We start from the raw sequence: 21,982 nt of genomic DNA on the forward strand, positions 1-21,982 counted from the left end.
TGTGTGATGGAATTTAAGACGAATATCCCCATATATCTTCAGGTCATAGAGGATATAAAGCAGAAGATCATAGCGGGCACACTGCCTTTGGGATCTAAGCTTCCGTCATCAAGAGAACTTGCCATAGAATACCAGATAAATCCGAATACTGCAGCGAGGATTTACAGCGAGATGGAGTCTATGGGGTTGTCCTATACCAGACGTGGAATAGGAACATTTGTGACGGAGGATGACAGGGTCATAGACGACCTGAAAAAGGAGAGGATAGAAGAAATTATACAGAGCTTTGACGAACAGCTCACTGGTATGGGATTTTCACAGAATGAGATCCTAGAGTTGCTAAAAGAACACTTTGGGAAGTAAATAAAAAGGAAAAAAGGAAAGAAACAAGAAGGAATAAAAAAGAAGGGAAATGATACAATGTTAAAATGCGAACATCTTGTTAAGAAGTATATCACGACCACAGCCATATCTGACCTGTCACTGGAGATTGAGCCGGGACACATATATGCGCTGCTCGGTCCGAATGGAAGTGGAAAGTCAACACTTATGAAGATCATAGCCGGTCTGGTCAAGCCGGATTCAGGAACTATCACAATAGATGGAGTGCCTATGACATACAGATCCAAGAAAGACATAGCTTATATGCCAACGGAGGCATTCTTCTTCGGATATATGAACTGTAAAGACATAGGAAAGTATTACAAAGATTTCTTTGATGACTTTGACTATGACAAATACAAGGGACTGCTTGCTGAGATGGAGCTGAATCCCGATCAGAAGGCGAAGAGCATGTCTTCAGGAATGCTTGCAAAGCTCAAGATAGCGGTTACTCTGTCCAGAGACAGCAGGATCGTTATGCTTGATGAGCCACTGAACGGAATAGACATCATAGCGAGGGAGAAGATCATCAGCACGATTGTACGGAATATATCGGATGACACAGCCGTGCTCATGTCAAGCCACCTTGTGGATGAGCTTGAGAGGATCGTGGATCACGCATTCTTTATCAAGAATGGCACCTGTGTGCTTCAGGGAGATGCAGAGGAACTGCGAGTGAGCAGGGGCAAGTCGATAGTTGATATGTATAAGGAAATATATGCATAGGAGGAACCGCTATGAACGAAGTTCATAATAGGAATCGGTTCCGACGACCTGCCCCGCTCGTGTGAGCGAGAGGGGCGATACATATTGGATAGTTAAATTTGTTGATGAAGGAGAGATAGATATTATGTTAAAGATGATGAAATATGAATACAGACGTGGAATATTTCCACTTCTGGTGGTTATAACGGCTCTTGCGGCAGCAGAATTGCTGTTCGTGATTGGAATATTTGCAGAAAAAGATCTGCTAACTGGACTTGGTATCACCTTCCTTGTGCTGGGAGGCTGGGCTTCGTTTATGTTCGTCTTGATATATGGTGTGATAATATACAGTCAGGATCTGAAGAACAAGACTGGGTATATGGTGTTTATGACGCCAATTTCAAATTACAAGATTATCGGTGCAAAGCTGCTTTCAATCCTGCTCACCGGTGCGACACTTGTGGCCTTTCTTGGACTGCTTATAGTTGTTGATTATAACCTGCTCAAGTCACATAACGGCGGTGTAGCTAGCGTTGAGCTTGTGCTGGATGATATTCTGGGAACAAGAGGATTGTCAATAGGAAGTGTCATTGCAAATGTTGCAGGGTTCATAGTAGTAGCACTTATTCAATTCTATACAATGATCACCATAGCGTACCTCGCAGTGTCACTGTCTTCCACAGTGCTCCAGAATAAGAAGATAAAGGGCGTTGTCAGCTTTATACTTTTTGTGGCTCTTTATGTGCTGGTGAGCTACATAGCATACAAGCTTCCGCACCTTGGGAAGAACGTGCAGGTGGAGACTATGCTTGACGCGATGTATAAGAACATACCGCAGCTTATTCTCTATGTTGTATGCATGATCGGCAGTTATATAGGAAGTGCGACACTGCTGTCTAAGAAGATCAGTTTATAATGTAATGAGAGGAATGCATTAAGATGGCAGTAGATATGAGGAATGGTGATATGATGAAATGGTTTAGATACCTGGTTACAGGAGTCTGCACAGGAGTCATAGTAGTGCTCCTTGTACCTGTGGCTGTGTGTGGGATCTGTGCATATGGTGTGTGGCGGCTGCTCAATATGGTAACAGGCGGAAATAAAGAGCCACGCAGGACGATGATAAAGCAGAATTTATAATTGCATATTTTTAATCAACAAGATAACCCGGAGTGAGAAAATGTCTCACTCCGGGTTATTGACGTTCGGGGAGGAATCATGTAGTATTTTCACTAGAGTTAGACAAGCCTAACCGAACCTATTTGTCACAAGGAGGTTTTGTATGAGTGAAAATACATGGGAGATCATGAAGGGCATGGAGCTCGGTGACGTGGAACTTCAGATGGCACTTCAATGTGCACCGGTGATAACGGGTGTCAAGGTGTCAAATCTGCTGAACATAGAACTCAGCGGATATCGTCAGATGGTGGAGATACTGAAGGACAGTGATATATGTATGTACACACTGGGAGCAACCTGTGGCAGGGTAAATGTATTTATCTACAATGCGGCAAAGCTCAGGGCATTTGTCAAGAGGGATGGTGTGCAAAGACTTATGTCTGAGCTGGGATATGAGGACATGGAGCTTTCTGAGATTCTCGCTGAGTTCCGCGGAAAATATCAGCAGTACTTAAAGAGCAGAGGAAGATTCACCTCGAAGCAACCGGCACAGGAAGATATGGCTTGTGGCGATGGAGCTTCTGGCATGGAGTGGTTCCCACACGAGATGGGCTTGTTGCTGGGATACCCGCCAGAGGATGTGGAGGGTTTTATTCGGCAAAGTGGCAGAAATGCACTTTGTTCCGGCTACTGGAAGGTGTATGAGGATGCTGAATCAAAGCGGAGAACATTTCATATATTTGAATGTGCGGAAGAGAGACTTATTCAATTTCTTTCAAATGGACTGCATATGAGAGATATCATGGGGATGTACACGGCGAGCAGAAACGCGGCGTAGAAGTATATGGAAAGATGTAGATAAACACAGTTTACAAGGATGTATAGGGTAAATCTCTATAACATATAATTTCATAAGGAGGATTATTATGAGCAAAATTAATATCGTATTCTGGACACAGGGCGGAAATACACAGATGATGGCGGAGGCTATCGCAGACGGCGTGAGAGATGCCGGAAAGGAAGCGGAGGTAGTATTTGTAAGCAGCATCACACCGGATGCACTCAAGGATGAACCAGTATTTGCACTTGGATGCCCGGCTATGGGAGCTGAGGTGCTTGAGGAGGCTGAGATGGAGCCATTTGTTGCTGAGGTTGAGGGATTTGCTTCAGGCAAGAAGATCGCACTCTTCGGTTCATACGGCTGGGGAGATGGCGAGTGGATGCGCGACTGGGAGGCGAGAATGCAGTCAGCAGGCGCAGAACTCGTAGGCGGAGCCGGACTTATGTGCCATGAGACACCTGACGCAGAAGGCCTTGAGGAGTGTAAGGAGCTTGGACGCCAGCTGGCAAATGCCTGATTGACGGACGGCACGGACGATAAAAAATAACCATATATATGCAGTCACGTTCGGCTTCCATTGATTCGACCAGTTACATATGCATGCGGCTACGCAAACGATAAGGGCGTTGTTTGCTTCGCCTTAGCAGGTAACTGATCGAACCAATGGAGCCTTCACTACCGACTGGCATATATATGGTTATTTTTTATCTACGTGCCTGGTCGTGGGGATATAAAAAGAGCCGCTTGAGAAAATCTGTAATTTGAATGTGATTCTCTCAGGCGGTTCTTTTTTGTGTTGAAATTGTTCTTAGTGTCCTGCATACTGGGCCTTGTGGCTGCCGTGGCGCTTAATGTGTGCTGTTATGTATGGAGCTATTGTAACATGTTTGTCCATGACATTTCCAACTATGGCGATTCCCTTGCCCATGGTGAATGCAGCAAGAACTGTTCCGATTCCCAGGCCGTAGATATGACCGAGGATAAAACCTGTCATGGCAGCTGTCGTTGCAAGGCAGATTACATCAAACGAAATCTTAACCTTGGAATATTTTGCCGATATAATCTCAGACAGCTCTCTTGGGAAAAGGTCTGTCGGGATGATCGGAAGTCCACATCTGTTGGACAGTGCGATTCCGATACATATCAAAATGTAACTTATCACAAAGTAAAGGATTCTCCATGGGAGGGCAGTTGGCAAAGCCCCGATCCATATCTCATGGATATCCAGCATCTTGCCAAATACGAAACCAACTATAAAACTGCACAGATATTGGGGAACGAATTTCTTTCTCATGATCATGAGGGTGAGAATAAGTACGCCCTGAAATATGTATGTCCAGGTTCCGAGAGTCAGTCTTGGAAGAACCAGCGAGAATGCGTATGGCACGCTGGATATTGCCGATATTCCTGCTGCAGAATAGAGCATGAGAACCACTCCGAAACTGTTGATGGTGACTGCTGTTATCAGGGCGATCTCGCCCCACATGTTATGCAGATGTGCATTTCCTGATTGAGTATTCATTTTCTGCTTTTCCTCATTTCTTTCATATACAATGCGTTTTATAACATATACTTTGATTTCCCCAGTATCAGGGGAGCTTTAATTGTCTAAGACTTCATATATATATCCCTGCGGTTTTTGATTGTAGCACCGACAACACCACATAACAAATAAATAGTTTTTATGGTTTGATAGATTTTGTCTATAAAAAATATTCGGATTGTATTAAAATATGAATAGGATCATGTATAAATAATGAAAAGGGGGAGTTATAAGTGAACCTGTCATATATTAGATATTTTGTTGAACTGGCCCATGTTCAGCATTACACAAATGCAGCCAGAAATCTGAATATAACGCAGCCAAGCCTCAGTCACGCAATATCCCAGCTTGAGGAAGAACTTGGGGTAATGCTTTTTGAAAAGAATGGGCGCAATACGGAGCTCACTGCATTTGGCAGAGAATTCCTTGCATGTGCAGAGCGTTCGCTTGGCACTCTTGATGCGGGGGTAGAGTCCATACAAAAGGAGGCTGCCGGGGATGGCGTGATACGGCTTGGTCTCATAAGACCTCTTGGAATGGAATTTGTACCGCGTCTGGCAGCGGAGTATTTGAAGAAAGCTGAAAACAGAAATGTGTCGTTTACATTTCATACAGGGACCACAGGGCAATTGCTTGATGATCTTGCGGCTAGAAAATATGACATGGTTTTCTGTTCGAGACCGCCTGAGACGATGGGATTTTCCGCCATTCCAGTTGGCAGACAGGATCTTGTTATCATAGCACCGTCGGGACACCCTTTGGCAGATAGGGATTCGGTGACACTCGAGGATACACTGGGGTATAAACATGTATATTTTTCGAAGGAATCTGGAATGAGAAGTCTTGTGGATGAGATGTTTGAAGGGCTTGGCAAAGCTCCTGAGATAGCATGCGAAACGGAGGAGGATGAGGTCATAGCCGGACTTGTGGCAGCAGGGTTTGGAATAGCGGTAGTCCCTTACATGGATATGCTCAAAAGGCTTGATGTGAAGGTTCTTAGTATAAAACATCAGCCGGTTGACAGGCTTTACTATGTTGTTCATGACAGCCGGACATATATGTCTCCTGCGGCGACAAAATTCCATAAATATGTGTTATCTAGTAATTGACAAATTAAGGTATGATATATAGAATGATTCTCATATGAACTTATAAAATTGAGAAAATGTTGCACAAATCAAATTGTACAATTACTACAATAAATCGCCAGGAAGTTTAAGGGGGCGCATAGTTAGTGGATAGGACTGCTGTATTTAATATAGCATTTGAAATGTGGGGAATATTAATCTGTCTGTTTGCATTTGTGGTTATATTCCTTCAGAAGAATAATAATAGAGATAAAAAGAATGTGAGTCTATGTATGGAGGCTGCATGTATCATCCTGCTGGCTGCAGATATGTTGTCATGGTATTATCAGGGAAAAACAGGACAGACAGCCTATTACATGCTGAAGATAAGCAATTTTGCCGTGTTCTTTATCAACTATTTATATATGACTCTGTTTACGTTTTATCTTCTTGTCATTCTCAACAGAGGAGAGACGAAGATGCCAGCGAAAGCAAGGGGCGTGGTAGTTCTGAGTGCTGCTGGGATAGTCCTGCTCATTATATCCCAGTTCAGTGACAAGCTGTTCTATTATATAGATGATAACAACTTCTATAACAGGAGCAGCGGTTATCTGTTGTCGCAGCTTATTGCAGCAGCAGGACTTGTTCTAAGTTTTTCGATACTTTTGCAGTATAAAAAAAGACTGGAAAAAAGAGTTTTCTGGTCAAGTGTTTTGTATTTTATCCTGCCATGTATATCCACGGTTGTTGTCATATTCTATTATGGGATTTCATTCCAGACAATATCTGTGGTTGCTTCTACACAGATCATGTTTGCAGTTGATATGGTCGAGATGGACAGATCACTTGCGAGATCCAGACAGGAGGTTGAGCGTACAAAGTACGAGGCTGAGCATGATCTTCTGACCGGCATGTACAACAAGACAGCCGGAATGCAGAGGATAAGAGAGTATATAGATAACATGACTGACGAAGATAGTGCTTCTCTTGTATTTGTGGATATAGATGATTTCAAGAGTGTAAATGATACATATGGTCACGCAGTTGGTGATTACTGGATTGAGAAGGTGGCAAAGTTTCTCCGGAGTGACTGTTATGAAGAGGACGTTGCCTGCAGGTATGGTGGAGACGAGTATGTTGTGCTTCACAAGGGCTTATCGGATATATCTGTTCTGGAGTCAAAGGTGATAAGGTTTGCCAGAAAACTTCAGCGCAAGACAATGGAGAGAGGGCAGAATGTCCATTGCAGTGCTGGTATATGTCAGATCAATGGTTCAGGATTCAGCACAGAAGAGTGTATGAATGTCGCGGACACTGCGCTGTATGAAGCAAAAAAGAAGGGCAAGAATGTCAGCGTGATCCACAGCATCAACAGGGATGGTACGGACAGAGTGACCGTACTTGACAAGATAGAGTCTGATATAAAAAAGGCTCAATCCAGGGTAGAGGCAAGGATCGCATATATGTATACTGATATTATATATGTTAATTATGAGAACGATAAATACCGTGTTATAAAAGGCGATTCTGAGCTGAACAATGCTGTATCTTGTGCGAATAACTACGATGAAGTAATTGGATTGATAAGTAACCGGTTTGACTCGGATCGGTCAAGAAAAATAGTCAGAGATTTTCTCAGCCGTGAGCGCATGGAGAGTTACACAGGCGGCAATACGGAATATCAGACAGAAAATTTCCTCAGAGGGGTTTTGTCAGTCAGCTGTGCAAACAACCATGGGGGTGCAAGCCTTATACATGCTATCCCAGTGGAAGAGGATGGTGACAGAGGCTACTTTGTGGTCGTACAGGATCTTGACATATATGCTGGTTGAAGTATAAAATCATACATAATAATTTTAACGAAAACAAGTTGGTGGATTTTTCCGGATCAGGTCATCTTTTCGCCCCACAACCGCAAGGTTGTGGGGCTTTATTTATGCCATCCGGGGATGGAGGTTTTATGAACGAGAATTTTATGAAAGAAAAGCCGGTGTTCCCACTTTTGATGTCCATGGCACTGCCTATGGTTATATCGATGATGGTGAATGCTTTGTACAATATAGTTGACAGTTTCTTTGTGGCGAAGATAAGTGAGGATGCGATGACAGCACTTTCGTATGTATTTCCGCTGCAGAATTTTGTAAATGCTGTGGCGATCGGATTTGGTGTTGGGATAAACGCGGTGATAGCCATATATCTTGGAGCCAAGGATAATGAGCGGGCAGATCGGGCAGCTAGTTGGGGGATGTTTCTTGCTGTTATACAGGGAATAGTGATGACAGTCGTGTGTATTGCCATCATTCCATCGTTTCTCAGAGCCTTCAAGGCAAGTGGAGACGTCCTTGACCTTGGCTGTCGTTATGCAGACATAGTATTTGGATTTTCTATAATTATTTCGGTTGATCTTGCATTTGAGAAGGTGTTTCAGTCGGTTGGACGCATGATAGTTACAATGGTTGGACTGATGGGCGGCTGTATTGTGAATATAGTGCTTGATCCGCTGCTGATATTTGGTGTGGGACCATTTCCTGAAATGGGTATAGAAGGCGCTGCACTGGCAACTGGCCTGGGACAGGTGTTTACACTGATCATTTATTTTATTGTGTACTTTGGAAGACCGATAAATGTGAAGTTCGGCATAAAGCATTTGCATGGGGGCGGTCTGATGGTGAAGAAGCTTTATGCTATAGGTATACCTGCCATACTCAATATGGCACTGCCGTCTCTGCTCACAAGCGCACTCAACGCCATACTCAGCATGTATTCGGCAACTTATGTCATGATCCTGGGAGTGTACTACAAACTTCAGACATTCCTGTATATGCCGGCAAATGGAATCATTCAGGGAATGCGTCCTATCATAGGATATAACTATGGTGCCGGAGAGCATGCAAGAGTGAAGAAGATATTCAACATAACGCTTGCATTAAATGTTGGAATCATGCTGGCTGGAACAGTTGTGTGCCTGCTCATCCCGGAAAGGCTTATAGGTATGTTTACAGAGAATGTGTCTACAATAAATGCAGGTGGAACAGCACTGCGCATCATATGCGCCGGATTTGTAGTGTCGGCTGTGTCGGTAACTGCATCGGGGGCACTTGAGGGATTGGGAAAGGGAACTCCGTCCCTGCTCATATCCCTGCTCAGATATGTGGTTGTCATAATCCCCGCTGCATGGACACTTTCAAGGCTTTGTGGTTTCGGACCTGCTGGTGTGTGGAATGCGTTCTGGGTAGCAGAGCTTATAACGGCGGTGTGTGCGGCGTTTATATATAGAGGGGCTGTGAGATGAGAATTTATACCTTTGAATGAGATGGCGGCATTGCCCAATAATATGCAGTATGTTAGAATGATCGTGGTTATCCTATAGAAATAGTAGGATAATTATGGCTGTTTTGTCTGCGTGGCAATAAGCCCCAAGTTTGTGCTGTGCTGATTTAGAGCTATTGTAATAAGTGAATTTGGAGACCGTCGCGCTAGCTTGAGAGAAAGGAAAAATCGTGGGAAATATATTCAGAAAAGCATTCATCAAATCAATCCCGATCATGTGCAGCTATTTGTTCGTCAGCATGGCATACGGAATTATGATGGAGAATGCCGGATTCAAATGGTATTACTCACTGCTGGTCAGTTTGACGGTGTACACAGGAGCGTACCAGTTTGTGCTTGTGACACTGCTTTCAAGCGGAGCATCCATATTCACCATGGCGCTCACTGCATTTCTGATGAACAGCAGGCAGAGCTTCTATGCGCTGACATTTGTGGATGAGTTCAACCGCATGGGAAAGCGGAAATTATATATGATACATACAATGACGGATGAGACTTATGCTGTGAACTGCACTCTGCCGGACACCGGTAAGGAGAAACAGAGCATCATGTTCTGGGTGGCTTTTTTGTCGAGGTGTTACTGGATGGTCGGTGCGGTTGCCGGGGGAATCCTGTGGCAGATCATTCCGTTTGATATGACGGGGATTGATTTCTGTATGACGGCGCTGTTTGTCATCATATTTATCAATCAGTGGGAGAAGGCGGAGAGCCATATCCCGGCGATTGCAGGACTTGTGATAGCGTCGGTGTGTCTGCTGGTTGTTGGACCTCAGTATTTCCTTCTGCCGTCACTCATCATAGCGTCAGCAGTGCTTGTGGTGTGGAATACGAGGAGAAAGTAGGAAAATGCTATGAATACAAGATACATATTAATAGGAATTGCGGTGTCGGCAGTTGTGACATTTGCACTGAGGGCACTTCCATTCGTCATATTTGGTGGAAAAAGGCAGATGCCGGAGATGCTGGTGAAACTCGGTAAGGTGCTTCCGGCGACCATAATGGCGGTACTCATAGTGTACTGTCTGAAGGGGACGGTGGCGGCTCCGGTGGCAACTGGAATACCAAGTCTCGTTGGCGTTCTGGTGACAGGCGGAACATACAAATGGAGGCACAATACGCTTCTGAGTATCCTGCTGGGGACTGTGAGTTATATGGTGATGCTGCGTCTGGTATGAGAAAAAGATGAGTGGAAAAATTCCATTCCTCTGAACCACTGTTTTTAGCAGTAATCTCTGCAATCGGATTGCGGATAATTTGTACGCAGAATCCCACTATTGAATGAACGTGCATAATTTGTTAGAATAGCTGTGTGTTTATCGACTTAAGCACATATTGTAATATGAAGATATCATCGCGGCAGATTTTGTCTGGGCAGGTGATATTGGGAGATATTATTAGAAAGGATCTGAATAAGTAATGGATAGATCAGATAAACAGAGAATTGAGGGGATCGTGCAGAGGATACTGGATGATTTCGGCGATGACAGAGCCATCAACAAGACGGATCTGTGCAACGAGCCGGATAAGACAGCCATTATCGATGTGATCGACAAACTCATGAAGATTCTGTATCCGGGTTATTACAGCGACAAGCTGTATAAGATATACAGCTTGAAGAATAACATGTCTGTTATCATAGAGGATGTAATATTCCATCTGAAGAAACAGATCATGATAGTTCTCAGGTATTGCAAAAAGTTTCCTGAGCTCACAGATGCTGAGCTTGAGGATAAGGCGATGGATATAACATATGAATTCATGGATAAGATACCTCAGATAAGAGACTATCTTGAGACTGATATCCAGGCGGCATTTGACGGAGATCCTGCTGCGGGCAGCAAGGATGAGGTCATACTTTCATACCCTGGACTGTATGCCATATCTGTATACCGTATGGCACATGAGCTTTGTCTGCTGGATGTGCCGATGATACCAAGGATCATGACTGAGCACGCCCACAGCGTGACCGGAATAGATATTCATCCGGGCGCCACCATAGGAAAGTATTTCTTTATTGACCATGGTACGGGAATCGTTATCGGCGAGACGACTATTATCGGCGAGCATGTGAAGATATATCAGGGCGTGACACTTGGAGGACTCTCTACACAGGGTGGCCAGAAGCTCAAGGGGGCCAAGAGGCATCCAACCATCGGTGACAATGTAACCATCTATTCAGGCGCGTCCATCCTTGGAGGCGAGACTATCATCGAGGACAACGTTGTTGTGGGTGGTAATACATTTATCACCAACTCAGTAGAGAAGGATACAAGGGTTACTGCCAAGAAGCAGGAGCTTCAGTATAAAAATAATTAGAGGACATACAAATGAGTGACATACGAAAGATAGCGGTTCTGACCAGCGGAGGAGATGCTCCGGGCATGAATTCAGCTGTTAGGGCTGTGGTTGTATCGGCCATCAACAGTGGAATAGAGATAGTCGGAGTGATGCGTGGTTACGAGGGACTTATCGACTGGGAGACACAGCCGCTCGGCCTGGCGGACGTCAGGAACATAAACAATCAGGGTGGAACGATACTTTTCACCAGCAGAAGCGAGAGATTCCTTCAGAAAGAATACCGCGAGCAGGCGGCAAAGAATCTGAGAGATCACGATATAGATGCGCTTGTTGCCATCGGTGGGGATGGAACACTCCGTGGAGCCATAGCATTTCAGAATGAGGGTATCAATACCATCTGCATCCCTGGAACAATAGACAGAGATGTTGCATGTTCTGAGTATACCCTGGGATTTGACACAGCGGCGAATACAGCCATGGAGGCCATTGACAGGATAAGAGATTCATCGGTTTCCCACGGACGATGCAGCGTCGTGGAGGTCATGGGACGAAAGAGAGGCTATATAGCGCTCTGGGCAGGCATGGCGACATCAGCTGATGCCATCATAATTCCTGAAAAATGGGATGGTGACTATGACAGTATCATAGATACGATAAAGGCAAAGCATGCTGACGGAAGGAACAGCTATCTGGTGGTTGTGGCCGAGGGTGTTACAGATGCTCCAGAGCTTGCACAGATGATTCTTGATAAGACTGGTATAGAGTCGAGGGTATCGGTGCTTGGCTATATACAGAGAGGCGGACAGCCAACGGCAAAGGACAGGATGTATGGCTCACTCATGGGTGCGTATGCCGTTGATGTACTCAAGAAGAACAAGGCAAATCGTATGATAGCTATCAAGAACGATATACTTATAGACTATGATATAAAAGAGGCAATTGATATACAGAACAATCAGATCGATTCCTTCCAGTATGAGCTGAGTAAGCTGCTGGCCGAGTAATCGGTGAGGCTGGCAGTGGGTAAAAAATAAGCTGACTGATTATAAAGAGATATATAAATGACAGGTATAAAAGATACAATATAAAGGAGAAGGTTATGAAACAGGTAATATTAACAGGCGACCGTCCTACGGGCCGTCTTCATGTGGGACATTATGTAGGATCACTTAAGAGAAGAGTCGATCTTCAGAATTCAGGAAAGTATGATGAGATTTACATCATGGTGGCTGATGCGCAGGCGCTTACAGACAACGCAGAGCATCCTGAGAAGGTCAGACAGAATATTATGCAGGTTGCTTTGGATTATCTTGCCTGTGGCATAGATCCAGGGAAGTCTACTATATTCATCCAGTCAATGGTACCAGAGCTCACAGAGCTCACATTCTACTATATGAACCTTGTAACAGTGGCAAGAGTCCAGAGAAATCCTACCGTTAAGGCAGAGATCAAGATGAGAAACTTCGAGGCAAGTATCCCTGTTGGATTCTTCTGTTATCCTATCAGCCAGGCTGCAGATATCACAGCATTCAAGGCCACAGAGGTTCCTGTTGGAGAGGATCAGATGCCTATGATCGAGCAGTGTAAGGAGATCGTTCACAAGTTCAATTCGGTATACGGTGAGACACTTGTTGATCCAAAGATCGTTCTTCCTGACAATGAGGCATGTCTCAGACTTCCAGGTACAGATGGTAAGGCCAAGATGAGTAAGTCACTTGGAAACTGTATCTACCTGTCAGAGGAGCCTGCAGATATCAAGAAGAAGGTTATGTCCATGTACACAGATCCAAATCACATCCGTGTTGAGGATCCGGGACAGGTTGAGGGCAACTCTGTATTTACTTATCTTGACGCATTCAGCAAGCCAGAGTATTTCGAGGAGTTCCTTCCAGACTACAGTGGTATGGATGAACTCAAGGAGCACTACAGCAGAGGTGGTCTCGGCGATGTAAAGGTCAAGAAGTTCCTGAACAATGTTCTTCAGGCTGAGCTTGCACCTATCAGAGAGCGTCGTCAGATGTGGGAGAAGAGACCACAGGATGTATATGACATCTTAAAGAGTGGCAGCGAGGTTGCCAGAGCAAAGGCAGCAGAGACGCTTGCAGATGTGCGCCGTGCGATGAAGATAGATTACTTCGAGAACGACAATCTGTTCAAGTAAGAAATAATATAACTTTTAGCTGAATTATATATGAAAAGAGGATAAAATTCTCGTCAAATGTCCTGAAAAGTGATATTTGGGACAAAGCAAGGGAATTTTATCCTTTTTTTCATGCAAATAATCATTTTAGAGATATTTTTGTGCTACAACCTCACCACAACGGCTTCATACGGATACTACCTGAGGCGTTAATTATATAAACAATCCGGATTTCTCCTTGCTGTGCTCAAGCTTGTCAAGAAGCTTTGCACAAGGCTTGGCGAGCAGCAGTCCGATGACCGCTGAGATCGCAACATATATCAGCAGGGTGGCAAGACATTTGCCGTAGGTGTGCTGATACATTCCGGCGACACATTCCCTGAGGGCGTTCATACAGTATGAGAACGGCATGAATTTGTACAGGTACTGGTACACTGATGGGAGCACTTCCACAGGGAAGGTTCCACCTGCTCCCGCAACCTGAATGACCATGATGATCACGGCGATGGCCTCACCGATATTGCCAAATGCCACGGTGAGAGAGTAGATAAGGAATGTAAATACAAAGCTCGTCATCATGGCGGCCAGAGTAAATGCTATCGGGTGCCTGCACTGTATTCCCACGTAGAACAGATCACCCATCACGGTTATGATGGTCTGAACCTGTCCGATGACGAAGAAGTTCAGATACCTTCCGAAGAACTTCTGGTAAGGCTTCACACCCTCAAGCTCTTCATTGTCCTTGACCTTAACGTGTATGAGTGCCACAAGTATGAGAGCACCGACCCACAGTGCCAGAACCGTGTAGAATGGTGCCATGGCTGATCCGTAGTTGGATATCTCGTATACAGCAACTGTGTTCATCTGTACCGGTGATGAGATGAAATTCACTATCACCTGTGGATTGTCCTTGATGGCATTTATGAAATCCTGGTAGCTGCTGTTAGACGTGATCGTCTGTATGTCGGCCTTGATCTTGTCTATGCTTTCTTTGAGATCCTTCAGACATTTGATCGTTCCCGCGATGTCTGAGGTTCCGTCCTTCAGAATGTCCTGATACTCGGTCAGGGACTTGCTGATATCGTTGAAGTTTCCCGGAACATTTGCCAGCACGGTCTGTGCCTGCGCCAGAGATGACTGTATATTCTCTAACGAAGATTTCAGTTCAGGTGAAAGCTCGTTATTTATGAGATCCTTCACCGAAGCAATGTCATTTGTACACTTCTTTATGTCGGACGATACCGCTTTTTTCAGTGATGCAAATTCTTCGTCCGACAGGCTTGTGTCGGATACAAGCTTTGCTAAGTCTTCGTTCAGATTTTCAAACTGAAGTTTGGCATCTGATACTATAGGTGACTGGGCTTCGATCAATCGGTTTATGGTGTCCAGAACATTAGTGCCTAGAGAACCGTTGAGGTCAGTTTCGATTGACACTGATCCAATATCGTGGGTCCTTGAGAGGCTGTCCACGGTTTTATCAAGCTCTGTGAGCCTGTCAGAGATCATGTCGAGACCTGTGTTCAGCAGTGATATCGAGGTGTCTGCAACGTCGCTGCTTATGCCTGCGCTGTCACTCAGATTTCCAAGACTGCTTGAGCCACTCTGTGCCATGCTGTCTATGCTTGGAAACAGAAGTTGAGTGGTATCGATGGCATCTGATGCAGACTCTGTGAGCAGTGAGAATGTATTCAGCATATAGACGTAATTGTCAAGCGTGGATGAGATCTGTACCAGCTTGCTCTCAAGACCGGCAACGAGGTCTGAACCGTCTATGTTATTTCCAGAAATGAAATCTCCGGCATTTGCAAATACCTCGGTCAGCGTGCTTATGATCTTGGTGTTTATCTCGTTCTGGACGGTCGTCTTGACCTTGCCGGTTATCTTGGTGGCAATGGCGTTCTTCTTGCTGTTCTCGTAGTATTCGATATTTGGATTGACGATGTTGCCATTTAGTATACTGAGCATGTTCGCCGTGAAGTCCTTTGGTATGATTATTCCGGCATAACATTCCCCGCTGGCGATGAGTTCAAGTGCCTCATCTTTATTATCGGCAAATGTCCAGTCGATAGTGTTGTTGTTTTCAAGACTTTCGATCACCATGTCTCCGATGGTCAGATTTATTCCGCTCATCTCGATTCCCTCATCCTCAGAGTAGACGGAGATCTTCATGAGTGAGGTGGCGGACTCTCCATACGGATCCCAGTTTGACAGGATGTTGAACCACGCATACAGAGAAGGGATTATACACAGACCCATGACTATGGACAGTGCGACAACATTTGTGGTGATCCTGCGCAGATCAGATATGTATACACGCCAAATGTTTTTCATGATAATTCCTCCTTGTCAGCTTCTGTGTTTTCTGTGGCTTCATCCTGTTCATCCGTCCGGACCGAGTCGCCATGTTCATCTGTCTGAACTGTCTCGTTTTGCTCATCAGACTGCACAGACACACTCTGATCATTCTGCACAGCCTCAGCCATCTCAGCCACCTTGTCCTGCACGGCGGTGATCTGTGTCTGAATGTCTGTTTTTACATTTGTTATTATGTCGTCCAGCTTCTTCTTCGGTGCAGCGACTTTTGTATATATGCTGTTGATGTCGATGAGACCGTCAATATTATCTTCCGTATCCTGAAGCGAGTTAACCATCTCCTGTACCTTGTAATCCGAGTATTCCACATGTATCAGATACGCCGCGATTATGAACAGGCTGGCGATCCACAGAACAAGAAATATGATCTTGGAGCTGCCGGTCAGAAAGAGCAGGATAAGGAAGCATGCGGGAACAGTGAATATACACTTAATACCCGCCTTCAGCTTTTTTACATTTTCTGCATGGGCATTGTCTCTGAATGCAAGCACCCGGGACTTTATGTCAGATGGCTCGGTGCTGGTTGTATTTGAATTTGTATCTTCGTTCATGGGTGTTCCTCCTTATTTGCATTACATCATATCCGTATCTTCCATACGTTTCTCGATGAAGTGCATGATATGGATAAATGGTTTTCTGATTATAAGTCCTATGACCAGTGCAACCACAATGAAAATTGACAATTCAAGCAGATATTTGAACATGTCTGCGTGATACATTCCGCCAATACATTCACGCATTGCATTTATCGCATATGGGAATGGGAAGAATATGTACACCTGTCTGAAGAAGTTCGGAAGAGCCTCTATAGGGTAGGTTCCACCGCTCCCCGCTATTTGCAGCACCATGATCACAACAGCGAGGGCCTTGCCTATGTCGCCAAATGATATGGTGAGTGAATATATCAATATTGAAAATGTCAGCCCTGTGAGTGCCGCAGTTGCCCAGAATGCAAATGGGTGCAGACACTGTATCTTCAGCAGGAACAGATCTCCAAGCACTATGACCAGAACCTGAAGCTGAGACAACAGGAAGAAAATAAGGTATCTTCCAAAGAACAACTGGTGTGGTCTGGCATCCTTCAGATAGTCCGCATCCTTCACATGCACCTTCATGAGGGAGACGAGAATTGTCATTCCGACCCAGATGGCAAGCACTGAGTAAAATGGTGCCATGGACGAGCCGTAGTTGGCAATGCTGTAGTAGTAATGCTCCTCGACGGCAACAGGCTTTGACAGGAATGACGCCAGCGCCTCTGAGTCTCCATTGAGGAAGGCGATGATCATGTCGGTCACCTCGCTGTCAGCAGCCTTGTTTATCTCGTCTGTGGCGGTCTGGATCTTGTCCCTGATGCCGCTTATGAGATCAGAGAGATCTGAGAGACTGGTGTTCATTGATGCAATGGTAACCTTATAATTGTCAAATACAGAGCTTGCACTGTTTATGGTAGAATTCAGGGTATTTAACAGATCCTGAGCGTTTTTCAGTGCATTTTTGATGTTCAGGATTATGTTGTCCATGTCAGGAATGACCTGACTGGTAAATGTATCGTCGATGTCTGAGACAGAGTCGATGATCTGGTCGAGCTTATCTGATACGGCATTTTCTGCATTTGTGATCGCAGACATATCCAGACTATCGATGGTGTCAGCGGTGAGAGAGGAAATTTTCTTAACCTCTGTTTTCAGCTTGTCAAGCTTGTTGAGTGCATCTGAAACCTCATTCGTGTTGCTTATGTCAAGAGATTTGATATATTCGTCGACTGCATCGATCTTTTGCTGAAGTTTGTCTGCATCTGCCTTGATATTCTCAAGATCGGCAGATATGTTCTCTGCATCATCCTTCATATGGATAAGCTTTGCAGAGCTTTTCAGATTCTGTATGTCCTGCGCGATGCTGTCAATCTGATCCTGAAGAGAATTCCTGACAGTGTAGTAGGTTGAGCCCACTGAGTCTATATCGGACATGCTTGAATCAATGGCGGAACCCGCATCGGACAGAAGCTTGCTGCTCTTGTCAGTTGCGTCCTTGAGCTTTGTGCTGGTCTTGAGTTTGTTATTTGCCTTGATTATGGAATCTATGGTTTTCTGATATCCGGCGAGATTGTCATCGACGGTTTTGAGTGCTGTGATGAAGTCCGTTCCCTTGAGATCCTTCGACAGATCCGTGTCGGAGTCGTCAATGGCAGTGATAAGCTTCTGTGATATCGCCTTGACGTAGGTCTCGTTGATACTTGTCTTGAGAGTAGAGACTGCGGTGTCGGTTATCTTAGGTGCCACGGCATTTTTCTTCTCATTTTCATAGTAGGTGAAGCTTGGATTTACGAAGTTGTCCGTCAGGGCATTGAACATGTTGTAGGAGAAATCCTCATCAATGACGACGGCGGCATAGTATTTGCCTGATTTCACACCGTCGATGGCGGACTTTTCAGAATCTGGGAATACCCATCCGATACTGGTCTGGCTTTTCAGTTTATCAGCCACGGACTGACCCATGTTCATCTCGTTGCCGTCTGCGTCTGTGTAGCCCCTGTCCAGGTTGACGACGGCGATATTGATATTGCCGGTATTGGCATATGGATCCCAGTTTGCAAATATGTTGAACCATGCATACAGCGCAGGCAGTATGCACAGTCCAACGGCGAGAACTATTGTGAGTATACTTTTTTTGATACCGATCAGGTCGTTTTTGAATATTTTCAGTATTGTTTTCATTTTTATGTAATTCCTATTTATATAGTAAATGCATCAGCGAGGACTGATGTACATGAGAAAGTCCCCGCTGATGATCGTTCATTATTCTACAGGTCTTTGAAATGGAACTGCTTCTTTCCGGTTGCGTAGTCATCAACTATCTGTCCATGTCCGTAAAGCTTGTATTTGTAAGTTACAAGTCCCTCAAGTCCTACAGGGCCTCTTGCATGGATCTTGCTTGTGCTGATTCCGACCTCTGCGCCGAAACCGTATCTGAAGCCATCGGCAAATCTTGTGGAGCAGTTCTGGTATACTCCCGCCGAGTCGACAAGCTGCATGAAGATGGCGGCGGTCTCGTTATTCTCAGTCACGATACAGTCAGTGTGATGTGAACCAAAGTGGTTGATGTGTGAGATCGCCTCCTGCACATCGTTCACGATCTTGACTGAGAGCACCAGGTCAAGATACTCTGTATTGAAATCGTCGTCTCCCATGATCTCAAAAACGTTCTGGCTGTCAGTTGCGGCATTCGTATGTGAACCATTGGCCTGACCGTCAGCTGTGTATGCCCGTTTGATGATCTCCGCTGCCTCTGCGGTTCCGCGTAGCTTTACACCATTCTCCCTGAGAGCTTTAGCCATGACTGGAAGCATTTCATTTGCCACATCCCTGTGGATGAGAAGTGTCTCCGTTGCGTTGCAGGCAGCGGTGTACTGTGTTTTTGCATCTATGATGATAGGGATAGCCTTCTCTATATCTGCATCCTTGTCTATGTATGTGTGGCAGATTCCGTCTGCGTGTCCCATGACAGGAATCTTGGTGTTGTTCATTATATACTGCACAAATGCATTTGAGCCTCTAGGTATGAGCAGGTCAACGGACTTGTTGCATGACAGAAGCTCATCGATCTCGTTGTGCTGGCTTGCCTGGAGCATGCAGCCCTCTGGTGCTCCGTTTGCAACGGCTGTGCTGTAGATCACATCGAAGAGAGCCTTGTTGGTGTTGGCAGTTTCCTTGCCACCCTTGAGTACTGCGCAGTTGCCGCTCTTGATGCACAATGATGATATCTGGACCAGCGCATCCGGTCTTGCCTCGAATATGATTCCGATGACACCTATAGGGCAGGAGACTCTCTGAAGGACCAGCCCCTCGTCAAGCTCTCTCTTGAGCTGGATCTGTCCAACCGGGTCAGGGAGCTTTATGAGCTCATCGATTCCATTTGTCACGTCAGCGAGCTTGTGCTCGTCGAACTTCAGTCTCTTCTTGACTGATGCAGCGATCCCGTTCTCCTCGGCAGCAGCCATGTCCTTTGCATTTGCCGCAAATATCTCATCCTTATGTGCGATGAGTGCGTCCTTTACATGTACTAGTATATTGTTTCTTGTATCTTCTGAAAGTGCAGCCATTTTGTAGCTGTCAGCCTTCATGATGCTTGTAGCTTCCTGCATGTTCATAATATTGTTCTCCTTTATAATCCGGTATGTCATGTGCATTTATTCTGTCGTGGCATATGAGCATATAATCCATTAAATATTACCACAAGTTTGGGGAGATGACCACAGGGAAGAAGATAAAAAGAGGCCATCGCATAATATGAGCAACCCACATGGAAAATGAAATCTCCGTTGTGTATGATTGCCATATTATGTGATGACCTTTTTATATGGTTATTGAGTTGTTATATATTGCTCCAAATTAGCAGCTTATCACAACAAAGCTCTGTGCCGGAAGAGTGATAACTCCGTCAGCGATACCTGGCTGTGTGCCGTTTATTGCTATAGAATAGATAACCTTTGCGTCACCAGTCAGCTCAGCAAGCTTCCTTGACTGGGTGTCTGTATTCTTAGGGTTCACTGCAAGGAGTAGATTTCCTCTCTTGTATACCAGTGGCTTTCTGCTGATGATCTCAAGGTTGCTCTTGTCCAGCAGATCGGCCTGTGAATGTCTGAGGGAAGTGAGGGCTTTCACTGTATTGAGCAGTGAGTTCTGGTCTGCCTCGGAAGCCTCGACATTTGCGGCATTTTCTGCAGAATCAACCGGCAGATAGAGCTTGTCGGCAGGCGCTGATGAGAAGCCCATGTTGTCACCGCTTGTCCACTGCATAGGAGTTCTTGAGCCGGTTCTTGTAAATCCGCCCTCCTTGCTTGCCATGCTTCTGAATTTCATAGCAATCTCATCGCCGTAGTAGATGAATGGATTGCCGGGCATGGTCATGAAGAATGCATAGGCAAGCTTTAACTCATCCTCAGAGAGCCCGTAGCTGATACGTGTAGTGTCGTGATTTCCTGTGATGAGGGCTATAGCACCCTTGTACTTTATCTGCTCGTATCTTCCCATGTATTCATCAATGAAGTGGTCGCAGGTTCCCTTGCTGTCAGCCTTGAAGAAGCTGTTGTTCTCCATGCTGTCGTCAAGAGACTCAGGAAGAGATGCAAATGCATTCAGGTGAGCTTCGTAATCTCTTACCAGAGAGTTATATCCGTTGCCCATCCAGTCGAGATAGAAGTCCATGTCGAAGCCGGCCTTGATTGACTGTTCAGCCTTTCCCCACTCAGATACAAATGCTGACTCAGGGTACTCAGCGTGTATATCGCCGAGAATGTCCTGCCATACGGCAACTGTTCCGCTCTTGTTCGCATCATCATGCTTTACAAGTGAATCTGCCATATCTACACGGAAGCCGTCACAGCCCTTGTCGAGCCAGAAGCGGCATACGTCCTTCATAGCCTCTCTTGTTGCGATACATGCAGGATCGTACATGCTCTTGTGCCATCTTTCAGTTGGGTTCAGGACGCCATAGTTGAGAGCCGGCTGGCACTTGAAGAAGTTGACGATGTAGGCACCGTTTCTTGGTGATTCTCCTGCGATGTAGTTGAGACCTGCACCGCCACAGAGCCATCCGTCAGTCCACATATATCTATCTGAGTATTCATTTTGCTCAGCTTTTTTGCTCTCGGTAAACCATGTATGCTCCTCAGATGTGTGGCCTGGAACCAGGTCGAGGAGAATGTGCATGTCCCTCTTGTGAGCCTCAGCGAAGAGGTTCTCTATGTCCTCCATTGTTCCGTATCTCTCGGCAACCTTCTTGTAATCCCTTACATCGTAGCCTGCATCGGAAAATGGTGAATCAAAGCAAGGATTCATCCAGATAGCGTTGCATCCAAGAGACTTGATATAGTCAAGCTTTGCAGTGATTCCGTTGAAATCACCGATACCGTCGCCGTTGGTATCGTAGAAACTCTGTGGGTATATCTCATAAAAAATTGCATCTTTAAGCCATGTAGCCATAATAAATGTCCTCCTTATAAAAATGCAGCATGCGCATATAAATGCACTTCGCGCGGCGCATGCGTTACTATTCGTTCCTCCATAATATGAGCAGCGCACTTGCAGCTATGCGCTGGTGGTTTAAGGTATAAGGTATAAGGTATAAGGTACTGCAAACCCACACAGAAATCTGCCTCAAAATACGGAGAACGATCTTATTAGTAT

Annotated in this window: 20 protein-coding genes; 14 read left to right on the forward strand and 6 right to left on the reverse strand. The window is 45.2% G+C overall.

The features are described 5' to 3' along the window. The first annotated feature begins 6 nt into the window (after nucleotides 1-6). The 6 genes from DXD11_RS06950 to DXD11_RS06975 all read left to right on the forward strand — a co-directional run bounded on the left by DXD11_RS06950 (nucleotide 7) and on the right by DXD11_RS06975 (nucleotide 3,563). On the forward strand, nucleotides 7-363 hold the full coding sequence (locus DXD11_RS06950) for a GntR family transcriptional regulator (RefSeq protein ID WP_022217295.1): 357 nt from the start codon (nucleotides 7-9) through the stop codon (nucleotides 361-363). Nucleotides 364-420: 57 nt separating this feature from the next. Further along, complete coding sequence (locus DXD11_RS06955; protein ID WP_118017217.1) at nucleotides 421-1,107, forward strand: ABC transporter ATP-binding protein; 687 nt, start codon at nucleotides 421-423, stop codon at nucleotides 1,105-1,107. A gap of 124 nt (nucleotides 1,108-1,231) precedes the next feature. Further along, complete coding sequence (locus DXD11_RS06960; RefSeq protein ID WP_118758053.1) at nucleotides 1,232-2,002, forward strand: ABC transporter permease; 771 nt, start codon at nucleotides 1,232-1,234, stop codon at nucleotides 2,000-2,002. 23 nt (nucleotides 2,003-2,025) lie between these two features. Next, on the forward strand, nucleotides 2,026-2,226 hold the full coding sequence (locus DXD11_RS06965) for a hypothetical protein (protein ID WP_118758054.1): 201 nt from the start codon (nucleotides 2,026-2,028) through the stop codon (nucleotides 2,224-2,226). Between the two features lie 142 nt (nucleotides 2,227-2,368). Then, entirely contained in the window at nucleotides 2,369-3,043 is a 675-nt protein-coding gene (locus DXD11_RS06970; RefSeq protein WP_118758055.1) for a DUF3793 family protein, read from the forward strand. 88 nt (nucleotides 3,044-3,131) lie between these two features. Continuing rightward, nucleotides 3,132-3,563 (forward strand): flavodoxin, encoded by a 432-nt coding sequence (locus DXD11_RS06975; protein WP_055146627.1) that lies wholly within the window; start codon nucleotides 3,132-3,134, stop codon nucleotides 3,561-3,563. 291 nt (nucleotides 3,564-3,854) lie between these two features. On the opposite strand, the gene DXD11_RS06980 is transcribed toward DXD11_RS06975, so the two are convergent. Then, the gene (locus DXD11_RS06980; protein ID WP_118758056.1) at nucleotides 3,855-4,568 is read right to left on the reverse strand and encodes a DUF6198 family protein; all 714 of its coding nucleotides are present in this window, start codon (nucleotides 4,566-4,568) and stop codon (nucleotides 3,855-3,857) included. A 254-nt stretch (nucleotides 4,569-4,822) separates the two neighbouring features. Between DXD11_RS06980 and DXD11_RS06985 the strand changes: the two genes are divergently transcribed. The 8 genes from DXD11_RS06985 to trpS all read left to right on the forward strand — a co-directional run bounded on the left by DXD11_RS06985 (nucleotide 4,823) and on the right by trpS (nucleotide 13,445). Further along, a complete protein-coding gene (locus DXD11_RS06985) occupies nucleotides 4,823-5,698 on the forward strand; it encodes a LysR family transcriptional regulator (RefSeq protein ID WP_118758057.1) in 876 nt (291 codons plus the stop codon). Between the two features lie 125 nt (nucleotides 5,699-5,823). Further along, on the forward strand, nucleotides 5,824-7,488 hold the full coding sequence (locus tag DXD11_RS06990; RefSeq protein WP_055146619.1) for a GGDEF domain-containing protein: 1,665 nt from the start codon (nucleotides 5,824-5,826) through the stop codon (nucleotides 7,486-7,488). A gap of 128 nt (nucleotides 7,489-7,616) precedes the next feature. Further along, complete coding sequence (locus DXD11_RS06995; RefSeq protein ID WP_118758058.1) at nucleotides 7,617-8,948, forward strand: MATE family efflux transporter; 1,332 nt, start codon at nucleotides 7,617-7,619, stop codon at nucleotides 8,946-8,948. A gap of 208 nt (nucleotides 8,949-9,156) precedes the next feature. After that, a complete protein-coding gene (locus tag DXD11_RS07000; RefSeq protein WP_243104861.1) occupies nucleotides 9,157-9,828 on the forward strand; it encodes an AzlC family ABC transporter permease in 672 nt (223 codons plus the stop codon). A 9-nt stretch (nucleotides 9,829-9,837) separates the two neighbouring features. Beyond that, nucleotides 9,838-10,161 (forward strand): branched-chain amino acid transporter permease, encoded by a 324-nt coding sequence (locus DXD11_RS07005; RefSeq protein ID WP_118758059.1) that lies wholly within the window; start codon nucleotides 9,838-9,840, stop codon nucleotides 10,159-10,161. Nucleotides 10,162-10,402: 241 nt separating this feature from the next. After that, nucleotides 10,403-11,302 carry a serine O-acetyltransferase gene (locus tag DXD11_RS07010; RefSeq protein WP_004849988.1) on the forward strand — a complete coding sequence of 300 codons (900 nt, stop codon included), beginning with the start codon at nucleotides 10,403-10,405 and terminating at the stop codon, nucleotides 11,300-11,302. Between the two features lie 11 nt (nucleotides 11,303-11,313). Then, on the forward strand, nucleotides 11,314-12,288 hold the full coding sequence (locus DXD11_RS07015) for an ATP-dependent 6-phosphofructokinase (protein WP_015533735.1): 975 nt from the start codon (nucleotides 11,314-11,316) through the stop codon (nucleotides 12,286-12,288). Between the two features lie 95 nt (nucleotides 12,289-12,383). Continuing rightward, the gene (gene trpS / locus DXD11_RS07020) at nucleotides 12,384-13,445 is read left to right on the forward strand and encodes a tryptophan--tRNA ligase (RefSeq protein WP_118758060.1); all 1,062 of its coding nucleotides are present in this window, start codon (nucleotides 12,384-12,386) and stop codon (nucleotides 13,443-13,445) included. A gap of 192 nt (nucleotides 13,446-13,637) precedes the next feature. Here the strand turns inward: trpS and DXD11_RS07025 are convergent, their stop codons facing one another. From DXD11_RS07025 to DXD11_RS07045, 5 genes are all read right to left on the reverse strand, one after another. Next, complete coding sequence (locus DXD11_RS07025) at nucleotides 13,638-15,755, reverse strand: YhgE/Pip domain-containing protein (RefSeq protein WP_118758061.1); 2,118 nt, start codon at nucleotides 15,753-15,755, stop codon at nucleotides 13,638-13,640. Then, nucleotides 15,752-16,348, reverse strand: a complete 597-nt coding sequence (locus DXD11_RS07030; RefSeq protein WP_118758062.1) for a hypothetical protein — start codon at nucleotides 16,346-16,348, stop codon at nucleotides 15,752-15,754. Before DXD11_RS07030 ends, DXD11_RS07025 begins: the two co-directional genes overlap by 4 nt. Nucleotides 16,349-16,369: 21 nt before the next feature. Next, complete coding sequence (locus DXD11_RS07035; RefSeq protein WP_118649729.1) at nucleotides 16,370-18,511, reverse strand: YhgE/Pip domain-containing protein; 2,142 nt, start codon at nucleotides 18,509-18,511, stop codon at nucleotides 16,370-16,372. A gap of 86 nt (nucleotides 18,512-18,597) precedes the next feature. Then, a complete protein-coding gene (locus DXD11_RS07040) occupies nucleotides 18,598-19,944 on the reverse strand; it encodes a glutamate-5-semialdehyde dehydrogenase (RefSeq protein WP_118758063.1) in 1,347 nt (448 codons plus the stop codon). 241 nt (nucleotides 19,945-20,185) lie between these two features. Then, nucleotides 20,186-21,778, reverse strand: a complete 1,593-nt coding sequence (locus DXD11_RS07045) for an alpha-amylase family glycosyl hydrolase (protein ID WP_118758064.1) — start codon at nucleotides 21,776-21,778, stop codon at nucleotides 20,186-20,188. Nucleotides 21,779-21,982: the final 204 nt, after the last annotated feature.

The sequence above is a fragment of the Coprococcus sp. TF11-13 genome (assembly GCF_003481085.1).
In the GTDB taxonomy this organism is placed as follows: domain Bacteria; phylum Bacillota; class Clostridia; order Lachnospirales; family Lachnospiraceae; genus Coprococcus; species Coprococcus aceti.

Bases quoted from the DNA above. Each gene is read 5' to 3' on its own strand.
- DXD11_RS06950 (WP_022217295.1), top strand. From the start codon at position 7: ATGGAATTTAAGACGAATATCCCCATATATCTTCAGGTCATAGAGGAT.
- DXD11_RS06955 (WP_118017217.1), top strand. From the start codon at position 421: ATGTTAAAATGCGAACATCTTGTTAAGAAGTATATCACGACCACAGCC.
- DXD11_RS06960 (WP_118758053.1), top strand. From the start codon at position 1,232: ATGTTAAAGATGATGAAATATGAATACAGACGTGGAATATTTCCACTT.
- DXD11_RS06965 (WP_118758054.1), top strand. From the start codon at position 2,026: ATGGCAGTAGATATGAGGAATGGTGATATGATGAAATGGTTTAGATAC.
- DXD11_RS06970 (WP_118758055.1), top strand. From the start codon at position 2,369: ATGAGTGAAAATACATGGGAGATCATGAAGGGCATGGAGCTCGGTGAC.
- DXD11_RS06975 (WP_055146627.1), top strand. From the start codon at position 3,132: ATGAGCAAAATTAATATCGTATTCTGGACACAGGGCGGAAATACACAG.
- DXD11_RS06980 (WP_118758056.1), bottom strand. From the start codon at position 4,568: ATGAATACTCAATCAGGAAATGCACATCTGCATAACATGTGGGGCGAG.
- DXD11_RS06995 (WP_118758058.1), top strand. From the start codon at position 7,617: ATGAACGAGAATTTTATGAAAGAAAAGCCGGTGTTCCCACTTTTGATG.
- DXD11_RS07005 (WP_118758059.1), top strand. From the start codon at position 9,838: ATGAATACAAGATACATATTAATAGGAATTGCGGTGTCGGCAGTTGTG.
- DXD11_RS07010 (WP_004849988.1), top strand. From the start codon at position 10,403: ATGGATAGATCAGATAAACAGAGAATTGAGGGGATCGTGCAGAGGATA.
- DXD11_RS07015 (WP_015533735.1), top strand. From the start codon at position 11,314: ATGAGTGACATACGAAAGATAGCGGTTCTGACCAGCGGAGGAGATGCT.
- trpS (WP_118758060.1), top strand. From the start codon at position 12,384: ATGAAACAGGTAATATTAACAGGCGACCGTCCTACGGGCCGTCTTCAT.
- DXD11_RS07025 (WP_118758061.1), bottom strand. From the start codon at position 15,755: ATGAAAAACATTTGGCGTGTATACATATCTGATCTGCGCAGGATCACC.
- DXD11_RS07030 (WP_118758062.1), bottom strand. From the start codon at position 16,348: ATGAACGAAGATACAAATTCAAATACAACCAGCACCGAGCCATCTGAC.
- DXD11_RS07035 (WP_118649729.1), bottom strand. From the start codon at position 18,511: ATGAAAACAATACTGAAAATATTCAAAAACGACCTGATCGGTATCAAA.
- DXD11_RS07040 (WP_118758063.1), bottom strand. From the start codon at position 19,944: ATGAACATGCAGGAAGCTACAAGCATCATGAAGGCTGACAGCTACAAA.
- DXD11_RS07045 (WP_118758064.1), bottom strand. From the start codon at position 21,778: ATGGCTACATGGCTTAAAGATGCAATTTTTTATGAGATATACCCACAG.